The organism is Muricoccus pecuniae (assembly GCF_014199205.1).
Lineage (GTDB): Bacteria > Pseudomonadota > Alphaproteobacteria > Acetobacterales > Acetobacteraceae > Roseomonas > Roseomonas pecuniae.
Genome location: NZ_JACIJD010000023.1, coordinates 15,118 through 31,268, shown reverse-complemented (window position 1 = coordinate 31,268; position 16,151 = coordinate 15,118). Strand labels below are relative to the sequence as shown.

Below are 16,151 nucleotides of genomic sequence, written 5' to 3'. Positions count from 1 at the left end.
CTACCCCGTCGCGGCAGCCTCGGCCGCACCTTTGCGCATGGGCCGGAAGCCGGGGCGAGCAACTGCCTTCTTGCGGGCTTTCGCCTCCTCCACGACCTCGCGGAACTCCGGTGCGAGGGCCTTCAGCCTCTCGACGAGGCCGGACAGGTCGTACTCGTTGCTGATCTTGCCGCGGTGGGAAGCGGTGCGCTCGATGCGGCGCACGAAGCCCGCCTTTTCCAAGTCGGCGATGTGGCGCTGCACCTGGCGGTCGCTCAGGCCGAGGCGTTCAGCGAGGTCCACCTTCTTCGGGAAAGGCTTGCGGGCCGCATCCCACCAGAAGTCGGCGAGCTGGAGCAGCACGGCGAGCTGGGTCGGGTTGAGGCCGAGCCGGCGCTGGGCGCGGAAGATGAGGGAGGGCAGGACGCAGAAGCCCAGGTCTAGCACCTCCCGCCCCCATTTGTCGGTCGAGGCGCGGGAGGTTTTGGGCTTTCCGGGCTTCGGGAGATTGGCATCCTCCCCGTCCAGGATATTCTCGTCTTCGAGGTTGATATCGGTGATCATCGGGCACTCCTTGCGCACGAGAATTGCTTCACCGCGAGGGTGATTCAATGGTCTTCGACCAGTCGCAGATGACTGGTCCCTCTAGTCGAAAATGACCCCACCGGTCTAGGGGCAGGTGTCCGATCTTAAATAGGATGCATCGTGAAACGGATGAAACGCTGAAGCTCTACGAATCGAGAACCATGTAGCCATCGGCTACGGATGTCCGGTCGGTTTACGTCGTTGCGTTCCTTCTTTGCCCAACCCCTGCCCGGCCCCCCACCCGCTGTAACCTCCCGGCCGGGGTTGCTGCAGCGTGCGTTCACGGGGTTGGTGAAGCAGGAGGGCGGCAGGTCCTGCCATCCCGGCCGGCAGGAAGGCGGCCCGGGGGTCGCTACGCCGTCACGTCGAGGAGGGAGGCGCCGAGGCCGTTGGGCGGGCGGGCCGGCAGGGCGACGGTCCCGACCGAGGCGCCGTCGGGCAGGCCGCCTCCGCCGCCGCGCGGCAGGCCCGGCGCCTTCGCCCCGTCGGCCCTCCTTCCGTCGAGGGCCTCCGTCATGAGGTCCGCAAGGAAGCCCACGATGCGCTCCGCCGGCGAGGTGTTGCCGCCGGCCGCGAGGCTCCTGAGGGCACTCGGCACGAGGTCGCGGAAGCCGTAGGTGCGACCGTCGTCGGTCGTGACCGACCCCATGCCGCCCGGCTCATCCGAGGCGAGCCGGGCGGCGAGTTCCCCGGGACTCATCATGAGGACGGTGCCGCCGACGGGGGAGCGGGCCACAACGAGGACCGTCTCCTCGCCCCGGTTCCGCCGCTTGGCGAGGTTCGAGAGGACGTCGCTGGCCATCGCCTCCAGGTCCACGCCGTCCTGCTGCAGGGGCGCGAGGGCCGCGAGGATGCCCCCGAGTTCGCGGGCCGAGAAGCTGACGCGCGCGGCGGCGGCCGGCACGGCAGCGGGTGTTGCAGGGGCGGAGGGTAGAGCGTCCGGGCGCGCGAGCTGAAGGCGGGGTACCATCGCGCGGTACGCGGCGTCGGCGACGTTCATGTGCGGAGGATGGCGGGCGTTCTCTTAACCCGAGCAACCGGTGAGAAAGTCGCCGACGAGGTCGGCCACCTCGTTGGGCCGCTCTAGCGCTGGCAGGTGCGCGATGCCCGCCATCCCGTGCCAGGACCCGCCCGGCACCGTCGTCGCAATGTGGTGCGAGCGCGCCTGGATGTGGGGGAAGTCGAGGTTGCCCTGGATGACGAGGGTTGGCACCGCGATCGCGCCAAGCCGCCCGTAGACCGGCGCCCGGTCGAGGTTTGCTCCCACCGGCGGGGCGCGGAGCGCGGTTCCGATGATGTCGAGGAACAGCCTCCGCGCCGCACCCCCGACCCGCCCCTCCGGCGCGAGCGGGCCGTCGAGCCAGAGGCGGGCCCTTGCCGCCGCCACGCGATCGAGATCGCCTGACGCTTCCGCCTCCTGTGCCCAGGCTACCGTCTCCGCAATCTCCGGCGGGTGGTCCGGTGGGGGCGCGCCCTCGACGCTCGGCGCGATCAGTACAAGGCCGCGGACCCGCGCGGGATGCCGCAGCGCCGCGTCGAGCGCGATCTTACCGCCCATGGAGCAGCCGACGAGGACGGCGGGCGTGCCGTCCGTCACGGCGTCCAGCACCGCCATCAGGTCCGCAACCGCGGAGTGGCCCTCCCGCACGGCGCGCGTTTCGCCGAAGCCGCGCCGGTCGTAGGCGATGGCTTGGTGCGCTGTGCCGACGCGCCCCATTGGCCCGTGCCACTCGCGACGGTCGCCGGCGTTGCTGTGGAGGAAGGTGACGGGTTGACCCTCTCCGACCGCCTCGGTGACGAGGAAGGCGCGGCCAGAGGCAACGTGACAGATTTCGGGCATGTCTCCACCCTAATCCAGTCGGTACGACGAGGCACAAGCGCCGATGGCCAGCGCCTGTTTCCAACCCGTCGAACGGTGAGATCAAGTTGGAACGCCTCTTATCTGGCCCTCACTGGTTGGACCACTGATTGAGGGATTTTGTTGCTGAGCAGGCGACTTTCTTGACGTGGTGAGGGCATGAAGCTGCAGAACAGCCCTCAATACCGGTTGGAACGAAGCTTAGTCAGCTCGCCTTGTACGAGCCCGGACGGAAGCTGGAAGAAATCGAAAAGCGCGTAGAGCGGTTCCAACATCGGATGCACCACCTCGACAAGGTTCGGCGAGACCGATGAAACCGGGACGATCGTGTCCAGCGTCACACTGTCTTCGTGCGAGGTACGGCCGTCAAAGAGCAGCCGGTCCCGCGCGAGCACGGAGAGCTCTCGGCCAGAGAGCCCCTCGTAACGCGCTCTGAAGGCGAGAACGGCTTCGCCCGCACCGAGGTTCGAGGCAAGCCGCTCGGCGTTCAATAGAGCCTCGCCGACACGCCAGACCGGCAGTGTGATGTCGAAGACCTTGCCTGGTGTGAATCCCCGTTCCTCGGCATTCGGCCCGTCCTCGTCGTACCCTCTCAGAAGAAATGCCAATCCCTCAGGTGAGACGCGCCAGAAATCGGCGTGGGCAGCGTCGGTGCCACGATCGGCATCACGGCCAAGCCAGCACTCGACGACGCCGTCCTTCATGTACGGTGCGATGCCCGGCCGGGTCGGAACCCACCACGGGGACCAACCGGTGTGCCGGACGGTGCTTCGACGGAGGGTTTCGAGGAATTCCGGTGCAGGTAGGTGACGGACGTCACCACGGATCTCGTAAGCGAACCAATGATGACCGCGTGGGCAGCGACGCGGATCGTTGGCGGTAAGCCCGTCCACGAGCGCGTGCCAGCGGGCGAGGCAGGTGTCCACCCAGGTGGTGAGGCGAGCATCTTCTGCCGGTGCCGCAACGGGCCGTGCCACTGCGCCGGAAAGCAGATCGCGGATGTTGGCGAGAAGTTCGTCTCGCCGTGCCGCGAGGCAGCGACCGAGTAGGTCATCCCACTCCTGCCCGCTCTGTGGCACCTCGCTCTTCGGTCCCGGGCGGCGGATGTAGACCGCGTGCATCTGAACGATCGCGTTGCCTGGGCCCGTCCGCTTTGCCCGGATCGGCACGCGATGCCCGCCCGGGACGCGTATGATGGGGTGAAGGACGTCGCTGGGACCAGCGACGTGCTGGACGGTGCAGTGGAAGGGTGGCTCCGCGAACGACTGCACGATGCCGTTCACTGCGTCCTGGCTGTAGGCGTCGAGCGTCGGGGGACGGTTCGGGGCTGGGACGATGCCGGTGTCCGTTTCCGTTAGGCCCAACAGCACGAAGCCGCCACCATGGTTTGCAAGCGCCAGCAACGCCTTCGCCAGGGTGGCCTTGTGCTCGCCGCTGTTCTCCAGATCGAGCCAGCCCTTGACCTCGACGTCGAGATCCTCGCGGGGCTCGACCAGGAGGTCCGAGAGACGCCGGTTCGCATTCGCTTCGCTCATGTCTTTCCCTGTGTCATCGGCAACCTGCGCGGTCCAGCACGCGTCGCACTTGCCAGGGCCTCCATGCCTCCCCGCCCCTGGGTGTGCGCACCCCGCGAGCGGTGAGCGCATCCGCGAGTTGCTGGAGGGTGGTGGCACCTGCCCTCCGTGCTGCCTCGACGTAGGGCAGCACCTCTGTCGCTCGCCGCCATGCCGCCGCCGACCACGTTGCGCGTGCGTCGGCCGCGGTAGCGCCGTCCCCCGGCCGGAGCCGCGGGTTGCCGAGCCGGCCCCCCTCGCCTTCGCCGCCGCGAGCGCCGCCTTCGTGCGCGCCGATGTCGCGCGTGCCTCTTCCTCGGCGACCAGGGCCATGACGCCAATAGTGAGGCGGTTGGCGTAGGGCATGTCGGCGGCGAGGAACTCGACGCCGGCCTTCTCCAGGCCGAGCAGGAAGTGGGCGTCGCGGGCGAGGCGGTCGAGCTTGGCGATAAGGAGGGTGCTGCGGCGGAGGCGGCACTCCGCCATGGCGATGGCAAGCTGGGGGCGGTCGCCCTTCCTGCCGCTCTCAACCTCTTCAAAAGCGGCGACCACGGATCCGCCGCAGCCGGTGGCGTGGCGGGCGACGGCCTCCCGATGCGCCTCCAGCCCAAGGCCGGAGCGGCCCTGCTTGTCGGTGGAGACGCGGTAGTAGGCCACGAATCGTGAGCCAGCGGAGGCGGTCATGACCCCGATCCTGCCCCTGGTACCCCGATTTCACAATCTGAAAGGACCATTGACTGATATTAAGACATGATTCTTACAAGGCACCACAGAACGCGGCAAGTTTCCCCGCGTGGCTGATTTTATGTGGCACCGAGAGCTACATACAACTTGTTGTGACAATAATTCATTTCCGCAACGTTGTTGCAGCGAACCAAGATCATTTGGTGCAAGGATGTAGCAGGCTGGTTCAGCGGTTCGTAGCAGCGTGAAACGGCCTCACCTTGCAAGGTAAGAATCGGAGGACAAGATGTCCGGTCATAGACTTGGCGGTGATAACGTCCCCTGGCCTTGGTCATCTCTGGATGCACGACAAGGAATGGAACCAGTGGGTTCCGAAACATCTCTTTCCTTTTTAGGAGAGAATGCTTCCGGCGAGGTTAGCAATAGCCGACCTGTTCCAGGGCGTGCGAGTTATAAGGCCTATCGCCTTGGTGGGGCACAGATCGCTATCGTGGCTGAGGGAATCCTCCCAAATCAGAATGATCGCGCTGACATCGTGCAGATGCCTTGGCGCATACTTCCCCCTCAATTTGCTCTCGTCTTTATTCAGGCGCAGATCAGCCTTCCAGCTACCCGTCCATTTCGAACCGTTGAGGTTTTCGGTTATCCAAGCCGCCAATCGGCCATGACCATCCATGATGCTAATGGTCGCCATGTCGTGCCGATTGAGGACGGTGCCGAGCAGAAACTGCTCGCCGCCAAGCTCGCTCCGCAAGAAGATGGGCAGATTCGCGTTGGGTACTCGAAATCCTCGTTGCAGGAGGCTTTTGATAATGCGGTCAGGCAGATTCCCCCTCCCTCTTCTGAAATCGCTGATGCATTAGTTACCTATGTGTTGAAACGTTCTGGCAAAATAGAGGGTGGTATTGCGGGCCTCGAGCTTTACTTCGCAGAGGTCGAAGCGGCGGCTGGTTGAGTACGATAGGAGTAAAAATTTTCTCACGGCGGGAGGGTACAATGACTTTGGAACGGATGAAGGCTGCCGATTTCATCCAAGCGCTCAACGAAGGCAATCTGGTAAAACCAGGCCTTCAGCTTGTTGGCCTTACTAAGCCGAGCGGCAACAAAAAAGAACTGTCCTTCTCTTTGGGGCTAAGCTGTTCACGATGGATCACTATTCCAGAAAAACTAGTCGATCACATCGATTGGTTGGGAGACATAACGTGTGGCGATCACACGCATCCTTTGGTGCAGCTGTCATTCAAAGCGACTACCACAGATGAGGGCAAACTCTTCAGCGAACTCTTGGAAAACGCGGCAGTAGGTATGACTCTTTCACCAGCCGATTCCGCTAGTTTCGCCACAGGCATGCCCGCCCACATCGCCTTGGCCTTTTGTAGATGTCCACCGGGATACGTAGAAGAAATCGGCAGTAACGGACGCATCTACTGCGTACCGCAACGCAGGATGAATGTCTAATCAACGCGCGCAACTGCAACGTGGAGCGCCGCTGGACACCACGGTGTCAACAAATAACTTTGCTATTTTAATCTGGAAAGATCAACTTTTAAAGAAACAAGAGGGCAGCCATGAAGCGTATGCGTGCCACGCACGTCCTTCTTCCCTTGCTGCTATGCGCATGCTCGAACGTCACCGCGGACCGTCGCTGGGCAAGCGTTCGACACGGGGAGACAAGCGAGGACTTGGCCCAGCTCCGCTTCTACGCTGCCCCAGCGCCTTCTGGCCCTGCTGATCCTTCTCCACTGGCTTGGTTGTCGAATGAGGGACAAGCCGCTTACATCGCACAGTTCGGCCGGCTTACGCGCACGCCGTCTGCACTGCGCTCTGAACTTGCTACACCACCCACGCCTAGGCCTGCGAGCCGCAGCGGTCAGCCCCTCAACGATCGTACTCAGCGGCTACTCGTCGCTACTCTGTCGCGGCCGGGCCATTATAATCCGGGAGACCGCATCACTCGAGCCGTTATCTACGTCGTCCCGCGTAATTTCACCTTCGGCAGCTACTCAGTTGTACAAACCGAGCGGCAAACCGTCGACATCACCAAACTCAGACAGTCGTCGCAGGTTGAGGCCTCAATAACGGCATCCGGGACTCCGGCACGGGTCGCCATCACGCCCGAGGCGACAATTGGAAGCACACAAAAGACAGAGACCGAAACCAACCTGCAGGATTCGCAAGAGAAGCTGACTGTCGACATCGAGCCATCCTGCATGCGCATCGTGCAGGAAGGTGCGCGGAACACAGACATCACCGGCAACATCCGGATCCAAGCAGCCATAGTTACCGAGTCCGTGCCAGAAAGGTGTCGCTTGCCTGAGCCAATGGGTCATCACCGGCTGACTCCCGATGCCCAACGTATGACCGACCTGCAGCGGCTGCACGTGATCGGCCCCGAACTCTCCTTTAGAGACGGGCGGCCAGTGCTGCGCTCAACAGAAACTCCGGGACTACTTAGAACTTACCCAAACGAGCCGTTAGTTGCTGACGTGGTTATGTTCTACACGATCCGGCGGGTGATCTCCGGCCTGGAGAGCTACCTGGAGGGCAATCAGCACGTCCGCCTCATCAACGGCGTATTCACCGATAGATGCCAGGTCGTCCTGAGCCCTGTGCAGTCCCTGCCGCCACTCTACGCCGTACTCAGTCGTGCGTCGGGCGGCCGCCTCGACAATGTTTTTCTTGAGCAAGATGGGGCAGAGGTTCTGTTCTCAGATCCTGAAACAGCACGGAGTGTTGCCACTTGGATTAGGGCCTCGCAGCCTACGCAGCTTGGCACCTTGCGGCTACGGGAGATGACAGCTTCCTCTGTTAGTTTCGCCCTCGCACCTCCACACGCGAAGGGGCAGCCTCCTTGTTGATGGTCTAATCTTGCCATCTTCCAAAAAGGAAAGGTCATATGCTCAAGAAGCTAAAGCGGGAAATGCTGAACATCGAACTTAAGCAGTACGCGTATCTGCACAGGCTTTTGGCCGGCGGGCTGACGATTGCAGGCCGTTATGTTCGTAGGATTGGGGACGTGGCGATAATGCCCGCACTTCGACGCGATGCCCGATCGGATGAAATGTGGTTAGCTGAGAAGGTCCGGTATCAACGTGAAATCTGGCAAGCCTTCCACGCGAACGCCGTGATGGTTGCATTGCCGAAGCGTGAAGCAGCAGGAGCATTCCTGCGCTTCCCAGAAGAAATGCAAAAGGTAGCAGATCGGGGAGATCGGAGCATTGATGTGGTCGCGAATGCGGCTACCATTCTCGCCAAGTTCAGTGAACTGCATCCCGACTGGGCTCCCACTGCTGGATCCTCAACTCGTTCAACGATACAATAGGGTTCCAGAAATAAGAAAAGCTTTGGAGCGCAATTGCGTCTGTTTTGTGTTCTTCAAGAAGGCTGCTTAATCAGCATAAGCCTTCGCACCTGCGCGGGCGACCAACGCCGCCCTCCGCGAGGCGCTGTCACCCCTCGTGCCATGAGTGCTTCGGCCACTTCTTTGAATGTTGAAGCGCCGGCTCGGCGTGCCTGGTCTATATAGGGCGCGACCGTAGAGGCGTGGCGTCTGGCGTTCTGCCGTTGCGCCACGTTGCCCTTTGCGGAGACGGCTGGGTCGCGTGCGAGCACGCGCGGGTTGCCAAGCTGTACGCCGCGTGCCCTCGCTGCGGTAAGCGCGGCGCGGGTCCGTGCCGAGATCATCCGTGTCTCATCCTCGGCGACGGCGGCGAGGATGTGCACGGTGAGGCGGTTCACCGCCGGCATGTCGGCGGCGACGAACTCGATGCCGCTCTCCATGAGGTTCGACATGAAGGCGACGTTGCGGGCCAGGCGGTCGAGCTTGGCGATGACGAGGGTCGCGCGCCCGGCGCGGCAAGTCGCTAGCGCTGCGGCGAGCTGCGGGCGCTCCTTCTTCCGCCCGCTCTCCACCTCGACGAACTCCGCAACTACGAGGCCCTCCATGCCGGTGACGTGGCGGGTGACGGCCTCGCGCTGGGCCTCGAGCCCGAGGCCGGAGCGGCCCTGCCCCTCGGTCGAGACGCGGAGGTAGGCGACGAAGCGGGTCTCAGGAGTGGTCATCTCCCCCCGACTGGGCCCTGCCGGCCCCGATTTTTCAACCCCAAACGACCGTTTGGCCTCCTTACGGCAGAGAAATGCCTGGAAAGGACTATGGATCAGTTCCATATTGTGCACATGTGCGCGAAGGTGCTGCCATGCCGGTGTTGGTCCCTGTTGCTCCTGCGGCCTTCCTGTCTGTCCGTCTGCCCTCCACCACGCGTGACCGCCTGAAGGTCGCGGCTGCGTCTCGTGGTGAGACGGTGCAGGGTCTGGTCGGCTCTCTCGTCGAGCGCTTCCTAGCCGAGGAGGCAGGCTCACCCCCTCCCCTCGCCGTCGTGCTCCGTCAACTCCGGGAGCGAGCCGATGACCTGCGGGCCCGCGGCATCGCGTCGCTATCCGTCTTTGGCTCCGTTGCCCGCGGCGACGCTCGTCCTGGCAGTGACATCGACCTGCTTGCCGACCTCGACCCGGCAGCACGACTGTCGCTGGTCGGACTGGCGTCGTTGCGCGCCGAGCTTTCGGAACTGCTCGGTGCCCCAGCCGACTTGGTGGAGCGCCGGGCGTTGCGCCCAGGGGTGCGCGAGGCGGCTGAACGCGAGGCTGTAGGGGCGTGGTGAGGTCGGGTCGGCGCGGTACGCGCGAGCGGCTGGAGGACATCCGCGCCGCCGCCGAGGATGCACTCGCTTTCGCAGGCGATCTGGATGAGGCCGCGTTCGCCATCTTGGCTGAGACGGACCGTCGCACCTATCGGGCCCTGAAGAACGCCCTGTCCGAGATCGGCGAGGCGGTGAAGCTGCTCCCGCCCGATCTGCTGGGCCGCCATCCAGGTGTGGATTGGCGCGGCTGGGCCGGGCTGCGCGACCTGGTATCGCATCAGTACTTCAGCCTGGAGCTGCCCCGGCTGCGGCCGGCAGTGGTCGACGAGCTGCCTGCCCTGCTAGCTGCCGTCGTGGGGGAACTCGGCGATGAGACGCACCAAGCCTAGCGCCGCTGGAAGGGGCGTGGCGGCGCCGCTATCCCGCTCACGGCCCGTCCTATCGCCAGGCGCAGAGGGTGACCTCGTCGCCTCCTCCCCTGCCCGCTCTAAACAGACGAAGGTTCCAGCCCGCTCGCGCACGCTGAGCGCCGAAGCGCTCGAGCAACTGGGTGCGCGGCGGCTGGCCGAGCTGCTGATGGCGCAGGCCAAGGGTGACGCGGCGCTGGCTCGCACGCTGCGCTTGGCACTCGCCGGGACGGACGGCAGCGGCCGGCTTGCCGCCGAGGTAGAGAAGCGGCTGCGGACCATCGGGCGCTCGCGGGGCTTCATCGAGTGGGACAAGGTGCGCCCCCTCGCGCGCGAGCTCGACAGCTTGCGCGAGACGATCGCCGGGCCCCTGGCCGCGACGGATCCGCGCGCGGCCGTGACCCAGATGAGGCTGCTGCTCGGCCTGGCGGACAACGTGTTCGAGCGCAGCGACGATGGCAGCGGCACGCTCGGTGAGGTCTTTCGGCAGGCGGGGGCGGAACTCGGCCGGCTCTGGGCCTTGCTGCCGGACCGCGATCGGGTTGGCCTGGCGGCCGAGGTCCTGCTCCTGTGGGATGCCGACGGGTATGGCGCGACCGATCGACTGCTGGAGGCGGCCGGCCCGGCGCTTGGCTCTGAGGGCCAGGCGGAACTGCGCCGGCTGCTGCAGATTCGCCTTGCCGCACAGCCACGCTCCCGTAAGGGGGATGCCTTCGAGAGCTGGCAGGGGCGTGGCGAAATCGCCTTCCGCTTACGCGACCTGGCGGACCTCGCGGGCGACGTCGACGCCTTCATCGCCGCCACCGAAGCTGGCGGGCGGGCCGAGAACTTCGCCGGCGACATCGCCGAGCGGCTGATCGCTCACGGGCGCCCTACTGAGGCACTCGCCTGGCTGGACCGAGCTCCCGACCGGCATGGGAGCGAGGAGGTCCGACACACCGACCTGCGCCTCGCGGCGCTGGACGCGCTCAAGCGCCAGGAGGAGGCACAGGCGCTGCGCTGGGAGGCCTTCCGGCGCTGGCTAACGCCGCAGCACTTGCGTCCTTACCTTCGTGCATTGCCGGGGTTCGACGATGTGGAAGCCGAGGAAAGGGCTGTGGCGCACGCGCTGGCGCATCCTGACCGCAACCTGGCGCTCGCTTTCCTGGTGGGCTGGCCCAACCTCGAAGCAGCGAACCGGCTGGTGCGGGCGCATCACGGCGAGATGGATGGGCGAGACTACGGTCGGCTCCGCCCGGCGGCCGAAGCGCTCTCCGAACGGTACCCCGCCGCCGCCACGCTGCTGCACCGTGCCCTGGCTGAGGACGTACTGCGGCGGGCCTCCTCACGGCAGTACGGGTACGCGGTACGAGACGTCCGGGCCTGCGCCAGCCTCGCGCCGCTGCTGCCGGTAGAGTCGGGCTTCGAGGACCATGAGGCGTTCCTGGCACGCCTCAGGCGTGAGCACGGCCGGAAGACAGGGTTTTGGACGCTGCTGGGCGATCAGGGCTGAGTGGTAGTTCCCTGTCATGGCTGAGGGAGAGCGTGCCGCGACCCGCAATCTCGAGTTTCTCTGTACCGGTGGACCGGATCGACTCTCGCCAACCGCGCTATCAGCAGGATCCTTGTCCAAACAGAGCTGGTTGCACAGCACTGCTGAGAGCGCACTATGCGAATCGGTTGCTAGCCAACCGCTTGCTTCTCTCGGAGGTGACCATGGCTAAACGTCCTGGCAACAAGGCTCCGCCCGGCAATACGCGCCCAGGCGCCGCTTCAGACGGCCGCCACTCGTCAGCATCCACCCCACGCACCAAGGCTGCGACGTCAGGCCGAAAGGCGGCCCCGGCTTCCACCGCTGCGCGGAGCGCCCGCAGCACCACAACTCCCACGCGGGGCAAGGCGAGCACGGCTGCTCCATCGCGCGCTGGCAAGCCAGCTGCGTCGAAGGCACCAGCAGTTCGCAAGACGGCCGCGAAGACGCAGCCACGCGGGGCACGCCCGGAGAAGCCGGCGCCGAAGACAACATCGGCTGCGGGTGCCAAGAAGGCCGGCCCCGCCGCGAGCCGACGCAGCCCGGCACCGCGCGCGGCAGCAGCCAGCAAGGCCACCGGCAAGGTCACCGCGCGGGGTGCTCGCGCCACCGCTACTCCCGCCAAGCAGACCAGGAAGCCAGCCGCAGCGTCGGCGCGGCGGGCTGCCCCGGCCGCCAGCAGCACCAGGACAAAGGCGCAGAAGGCTAGCTCCCGTCCCCCCGCACCCAAGACCAAGACCTCGTCCCGCGCCGCCGCGGGTGCCCAGGGGACAACCAAGACCACCGCCCGCAGTCGTCCCGCGTCGACGGCATCGGCGCGGAAGGCCGCGAAACCTGCCGCCGCGTCCAGCAGGCGCACCTCCTCGGCTGCCAATTCGGCCCGGGCGACAAAGTCGTCCGCGCCTCCGCGAGGCGCCACGGCGAAGCCCAAAGTCCGGGCCCGAGCCTCGTCAGCCGCTAAGAGCAGGGCGACGCCTACCAGCACCCGCACGTCGCGGCCCTCTGCCGCCCCCGCCAAGTCGCCGGCTCGGCGCACTCCCAGAGCCACACCCGCAACCCGAAGGAAGTCGTCCGACGCCGGCACTTCGAGCCCGGCGCCATCCGAACGGTCCGCGCCTAGCCGGGCCGCAGCGCCCACGGCCACCCGCCGCCCACGGCGTGCAGGGCCTGTGCCTGAGAAAGGTCAGGGCAGTGGCGGAGAAGGCACGGTGAACCTCCCTGATCCCGCCGCACCGCAGGAAGGGGACGAGCAGCAAGCCGACACGGCGATGTCCCTTCCCGCGGCGATGGCCGGAGCGGGTGCCGCCATGATGGCGACGATGGCCGCGCCTGTTGCCGCCGCCGTCGGGACGGCAATGGCCGCCACTGCTATGGCGACAGGCCTCAACGCTGCCGCCGGGCTCACGCAGAACCCGACTGACAACGGCTCGAACGCTGATATCGATGCAGCCTCCGAGGACGAGCCACCAGTGGCTGAACCGGATGCGGCACCATTGCCCGCCGTCCAGAACGACCTCGCCTAAGCACCGACCGAGCGGGGAGGCGGCCCTGGCTTACCCAGGTGCCGCCTCCGTGATTGAACCGTAACCGGGGGTGTCGTGCCGATCTGCGCGATTGAACCATGCGAAGCTGGCGCAGCCCCGGCGAAAGTCTGGCGTCCGGCCGGCAGAGCACCATACCCTGAGCGAGGACGCTGACTTCTGCCCCTCGATGAACAGGTTGCTGCAGTCCACATAGGCTAGATGAGCCAAGGGCAGTCTCCACAGGGTACGTCACCGCGATCTGAGATTGACCACCCGCATCGTTGTAAATCCAAGCGGCCTAGCTCCACTTCCGCTCAGGCGAACTGGTAGAGCACGTGGGTCAGCCAGCTACGCAGACCGCCCCGACCGAGGCCCTGGCGGGGTTGGTGGAGCGTGTCACCTACCACAATGCCGAGAACGGGTTCTGCGTGCTGCGGGTCAAGGCGCGCGGGCATAAGGACCTGGTGACCGTGGTCGGGCACGCGGCGACGATCGCCGCCGGCGAGTGGGTCCAGCTCTCGGGCACATGGGTCAACGACCGCGCCCACGGCCTGCAGTTCCGGGCCTCATTCCTCAAGGCGAGCCCACCGACGACGCTGGAGGGCATCGAGCGCTACCTCGGCTCGGGGATGATCCGCGGCATCGGCCCCGTGTACGCGAAGAAGCTGGTGCGCGCCTTCGGCGAGGCGGTGTTCGACCTGATCGAGGCCGAGCCGGGGCGGCTCCGCGAGGTCACCGGCATCGGCCCCAAGCGGGCGTCGCGCATCGTCGCGGGCTGGGCCGAGCAGAAGGTCATCCGCGAGATCATGCTCTTCCTGCACGCCCACGGCGTGGGCACCTCGCGCGCCGTGCGGATCTACAAGACCTACGGCGCAGGCGCCGTGCAGGTCATCTCCGAGAACCCCTACCGCCTCGCCCGCGACATCCGGGGCATCGGCTTCCGCACGGCCGACCTCGTGGCCGGGAAGCTCGGCATCGAGCCCACGGCCATGATCCGGGTGCGGGCGGGCATCTCCTTCGCGCTCGCCGAGGCGACCGGCGAGGGCCATTGCGGCCTGCCCGTGGGCGAGCTGACCGCCCAGACGGCCGCCCTGATCGAGGTGCCGCCCGCCCTGATCGAGACGGCCCTCGAGCTGGAGCTCGGGGAGGGGGAGGTGGTCGCCGACACGCTGGAGGGCGAGCGCTGCGTCTTCCTCGCAGGCCTGTACCGGGCCGAGCAAGCCATCGCCGAGCGGCTGCGGGCCTTGAGCCAGGGGCAGCCGCCCTGGCCCGGGATCGATGCCGGGCGGGCCATCCCCTGGGTGGAGGGCAAGACGGGCCTCTCGCTCGCGCCCAGCCAGCGGGAGGCCCTCTCGCTCGCGCTCCGCTCCAAGGTGCTGGTCATCACCGGCGGCCCGGGGGTGGGCAAGACGACGCTGGTGAACTCGGTCCTGAAGGTGCTCGGGGCCAAGGGCGTGGAGGTGGCGCTCTGCGCCCCCACGGGCCGCGCGGCCAAGCGCCTGTCGGACAGCACGGGGCTGGAGGCCAGGACGGTTCACCGGCTGCTGGAGACCGATCCCAAGACGGGCGGCTTCAAGCGCACGGAGGAGCGCCCGCTCGAGTGTCAGCTGCTGGTGGTGGACGAGACCTCGATGGTGGACGTCCCCCTCATGCGCGCGCTCCTCAGGGCCCTGCCGGACGAGGCCGCGCTGCTGCTGGTGGGCGACGTGGATCAGCTGCCCTCGGTCGGGCCCGGGCAGGTGCTGGCCGACATCATCGGCTCGGGCGCACTCACGGTGGTGCGGCTGACCGAGGTGTTCCGCCAGGCCGCCCAGAGCCGGGTCATCGTCAACGCGCACCGGATCAACGCCGGGCAGATGCCCGAGCTCCGCCAGGCCGAGGGCTCGGACTTCTACTTCGTCGAGGCGAGCGACCCTGAGGAGGGCGTGCGCAAGCTCATGACCGTGGTGCGCGAGCGCATCCCCGCCCGGTTCGGACTGGACCCCGTGCGCGACGTCCAGGTGCTGTGTCCCATGAACCGGGGCGGCCTCGGTGCGCGCTCGCTCAACATCGAGCTGCAGGCCGCGCTGAACCCGCCGGGCGAGCTGCGGGTCGAGCGCTTCGGCTGGACCTTCTGCCCCGGCGACAAGGTCATGCAGGTGGCCAACGACTACGACCGGGAAGTCTACAACGGCGACCTCGGCGTGATCTCGGGCATCGACCTGGAGGAGGGCGAGCTCACGGTCCGCTTCGAGGGACGCGAGGTTGCCTACGGCTTTGGCGAGCTGGACGAGCTGGTGCTGGCCTACGCGACCACGATCCACAAGGCCCAGGGGTCGGAGTACCCGGCCGTGGTCATCCCGCTCACCACCCAGCACTACGCCATGCTGGCCAGGAACCTCCTCTACACCGGCGTCACCCGGGGCAAGCGGCTGGTCGTGCTCGTGGGCCAGCGGCGTGCGCTGGCCATCGCGGTCAAGAACAGGAACACGCGCAGGCGGTGGTCGAAGCTCAGGGAGTGGATGGCGCCAGTCAACACCTCATCCGTCGCCACCACAGACATACGGAGCTGAAGCTTGTTCGATGGGCTGCTGGCCGTGTTGCCGTCGGCGGCAAGAGAGCTCGGCAATGAAACGCACCAAGCCCGGCGCGGTGAGCGAGGAGGAGGTCACGTCAGTACCTCTCTCACGCCCGGCTCCGGCATCGATGGCCGACGAGCCGCTCGCAGCGCCCTCCCCTACCCGCCCGAAGTCGAAGGGGACCACGTCCCGGTCCCGCACACTCAGCGCAGAAGCGCTGGAGGGGTTGGGCGCGCGCCGTCTGGCTGAGCTGCTGATGGCGCAGGCCGGGCAGGAGCCGGCGCTCGCTCGCAGGCTGCGCCTCGCACTGGCCGGCACGGAGGGAGGTGGCCGGCTGGCGGCCGAGGTGGAGAAACGACTGCGCACCATCGGGCGCTCGCGCGGGTTTATCGAGTGGGACAAGCTGCGCCCCCTCGCCCGCGAGCTCAACAGCCTGCGCCAGACGATCGCCGGCTCCCTGGCCACGACGGACCCGCGCGCGGCCGTGGCTCAGATTGGACTGCTCCTCGGCCTCGCCGAGAACGTTTTCGCGCGCAGCGACGTCTGAAGCGGCGCACTGAGCGAGGTGTTCCGGCAGGCGGGCGCCGACCTCGGACGGCTCTGGGCCCTGCGGCCGAGGCGCGATCCGGTGGCGCTGGCCGGCGAGGTGCTGGCGCTGTGGGATGCCGACGAATACGGCACGACCGACGGGCTGCTCGACGCAGCCGGTCCAGCCCTGGGTGGCGAGGGCCGGGCGGAGCTAGGCCGGCTGCTGGAAGCAGCGGCTCGCCTCGCTGCCCCGCGCTCGCAAGCCGGGCGCTGTCGAGGGCTGGCACAGGCGCGGCCAAGCCTCATGCCGCGTGCACGACCTAGCTGAC

At 66.6% G+C, this 16,151-nt stretch carries 14 protein-coding genes and 1 pseudogene; 10 read left to right on the top strand and 5 right to left on the bottom strand.

Annotation, left to right across the window (positions count from 1 at the left end):
* The 4 genes from FHS87_RS19110 to FHS87_RS19095 all read right to left on the bottom strand — a co-directional run bounded on the left by FHS87_RS19110 (position 1) and on the right by FHS87_RS19095 (position 4,659).
* A complete protein-coding gene (locus FHS87_RS19110; RefSeq protein WP_184520991.1) occupies positions 1-543 on the bottom strand; it encodes a helix-turn-helix domain-containing protein in 543 nt (180 codons plus the stop codon).
* A 373-nt stretch (positions 544-916) separates the two neighbouring features.
* Positions 917-1,564 (bottom strand): hypothetical protein, encoded by a 648-nt coding sequence (locus tag FHS87_RS19105; protein ID WP_184520990.1) that lies wholly within the window; start codon positions 1,562-1,564, stop codon positions 917-919.
* A gap of 24 nt (positions 1,565-1,588) precedes the next feature.
* Positions 1,589-2,404: an alpha/beta fold hydrolase gene (locus FHS87_RS19100; RefSeq protein ID WP_184520989.1), complete on the bottom strand. Its 816-nt coding sequence runs from the start codon at positions 2,402-2,404 to the stop codon at positions 1,589-1,591.
* A 197-nt stretch (positions 2,405-2,601) separates the two neighbouring features.
* Positions 2,602-4,659, bottom strand: a complete 2,058-nt coding sequence (locus FHS87_RS19095; RefSeq protein WP_221300144.1) for a recombinase family protein — start codon at positions 4,657-4,659, stop codon at positions 2,602-2,604.
* A gap of 490 nt (positions 4,660-5,149) precedes the next feature.
* On the opposite strand from FHS87_RS19095, the gene FHS87_RS19085 reads away from it, so the two are divergent.
* From FHS87_RS19085 to FHS87_RS19070, 4 genes are all read left to right on the top strand, one after another.
* A complete protein-coding gene (locus FHS87_RS19085) occupies positions 5,150-5,614 on the top strand; it encodes a hypothetical protein (protein WP_184520987.1) in 465 nt (154 codons plus the stop codon).
* 41 nt (positions 5,615-5,655) lie between these two features.
* The gene (locus FHS87_RS19080) at positions 5,656-6,117 is read left to right on the top strand and encodes a hypothetical protein (RefSeq protein ID WP_184520986.1); all 462 of its coding nucleotides are present in this window, start codon (positions 5,656-5,658) and stop codon (positions 6,115-6,117) included.
* A 224-nt stretch (positions 6,118-6,341) separates the two neighbouring features.
* Complete coding sequence (locus FHS87_RS19075; RefSeq protein WP_184520985.1) at positions 6,342-7,517, top strand: hypothetical protein; 1,176 nt, start codon at positions 6,342-6,344, stop codon at positions 7,515-7,517.
* Between the two features lie 38 nt (positions 7,518-7,555).
* Complete coding sequence (locus FHS87_RS19070) at positions 7,556-7,981, top strand: hypothetical protein (protein ID WP_184520984.1); 426 nt, start codon at positions 7,556-7,558, stop codon at positions 7,979-7,981.
* Between the two features lie 53 nt (positions 7,982-8,034).
* Here FHS87_RS19070 and FHS87_RS19065 read toward each other — a convergent pair whose 3' ends face one another.
* Positions 8,035-8,721 (bottom strand): recombinase family protein, encoded by a 687-nt coding sequence (locus FHS87_RS19065; protein ID WP_184520983.1) that lies wholly within the window; start codon positions 8,719-8,721, stop codon positions 8,035-8,037.
* Between the two features lie 134 nt (positions 8,722-8,855).
* On the opposite strand from FHS87_RS19065, the gene FHS87_RS19060 reads away from it, so the two are divergent.
* The 6 genes and pseudogenes from FHS87_RS19060 to FHS87_RS24650 all read left to right on the top strand — a co-directional run bounded on the left by FHS87_RS19060 (position 8,856) and on the right by FHS87_RS24650 (position 16,150).
* Positions 8,856-9,317 carry a nucleotidyltransferase family protein gene (locus tag FHS87_RS19060; protein ID WP_184520982.1) on the top strand — a complete coding sequence of 154 codons (462 nt, stop codon included), beginning with the start codon at positions 8,856-8,858 and terminating at the stop codon, positions 9,315-9,317.
* Positions 9,311-9,685 (top strand): HepT-like ribonuclease domain-containing protein, encoded by a 375-nt coding sequence (locus FHS87_RS19055; protein WP_184520981.1) that lies wholly within the window; start codon positions 9,311-9,313, stop codon positions 9,683-9,685. Before FHS87_RS19060 ends, FHS87_RS19055 begins: the two co-directional genes overlap by 7 nt.
* A 16-nt stretch (positions 9,686-9,701) precedes the next feature.
* Positions 9,702-11,195 carry a DUF6880 family protein gene (locus FHS87_RS19050; RefSeq protein ID WP_184520980.1) on the top strand — a complete coding sequence of 498 codons (1,494 nt, stop codon included), beginning with the start codon at positions 9,702-9,704 and terminating at the stop codon, positions 11,193-11,195.
* A 1,226-nt stretch (positions 11,196-12,421) separates the two neighbouring features.
* Complete coding sequence (locus FHS87_RS19045) at positions 12,422-12,736, top strand: hypothetical protein (protein ID WP_184520979.1); 315 nt, start codon at positions 12,422-12,424, stop codon at positions 12,734-12,736.
* Between the two features lie 335 nt (positions 12,737-13,071).
* The gene (gene recD2, locus FHS87_RS19040) at positions 13,072-15,288 is read left to right on the top strand and encodes an SF1B family DNA helicase RecD2 (protein WP_184520978.1); all 2,217 of its coding nucleotides are present in this window, start codon (positions 13,072-13,074) and stop codon (positions 15,286-15,288) included.
* A 10-nt stretch (positions 15,289-15,298) separates the two neighbouring features.
* Positions 15,299-16,150 (top strand): annotated as a pseudogene (locus FHS87_RS24650) (DUF6880 family protein).
* Position 16,151 lies beyond the last annotated feature (1 nt).

Excerpts from the sequence above, each read along its gene's own strand:
- FHS87_RS19095 (WP_221300144.1), bottom strand. The coding sequence starts at position 4,659 with ATGACCGCCTCCGCTGGCTCACGATTCGTGGCCTACTACCGCGTCTCC.
- FHS87_RS19110 (WP_184520991.1), bottom strand. The coding sequence starts at position 543 with ATGATCACCGATATCAACCTCGAAGACGAGAATATCCTGGACGGGGAG.
- FHS87_RS19100 (WP_184520989.1), bottom strand. The coding sequence starts at position 2,404 with ATGCCCGAAATCTGTCACGTTGCCTCTGGCCGCGCCTTCCTCGTCACC.
- FHS87_RS19065 (WP_184520983.1), bottom strand. The coding sequence starts at position 8,721 with ATGACCACTCCTGAGACCCGCTTCGTCGCCTACCTCCGCGTCTCGACC.
- FHS87_RS19105 (WP_184520990.1), bottom strand. The coding sequence starts at position 1,564 with ATGAACGTCGCCGACGCCGCGTACCGCGCGATGGTACCCCGCCTTCAG.
- FHS87_RS19080 (WP_184520986.1), top strand. The coding sequence starts at position 5,656 with ATGACTTTGGAACGGATGAAGGCTGCCGATTTCATCCAAGCGCTCAAC.
- FHS87_RS19060 (WP_184520982.1), top strand. The coding sequence starts at position 8,856 with ATGCCGGTGTTGGTCCCTGTTGCTCCTGCGGCCTTCCTGTCTGTCCGT.
- FHS87_RS19070 (WP_184520984.1), top strand. The coding sequence starts at position 7,556 with ATGCTCAAGAAGCTAAAGCGGGAAATGCTGAACATCGAACTTAAGCAG.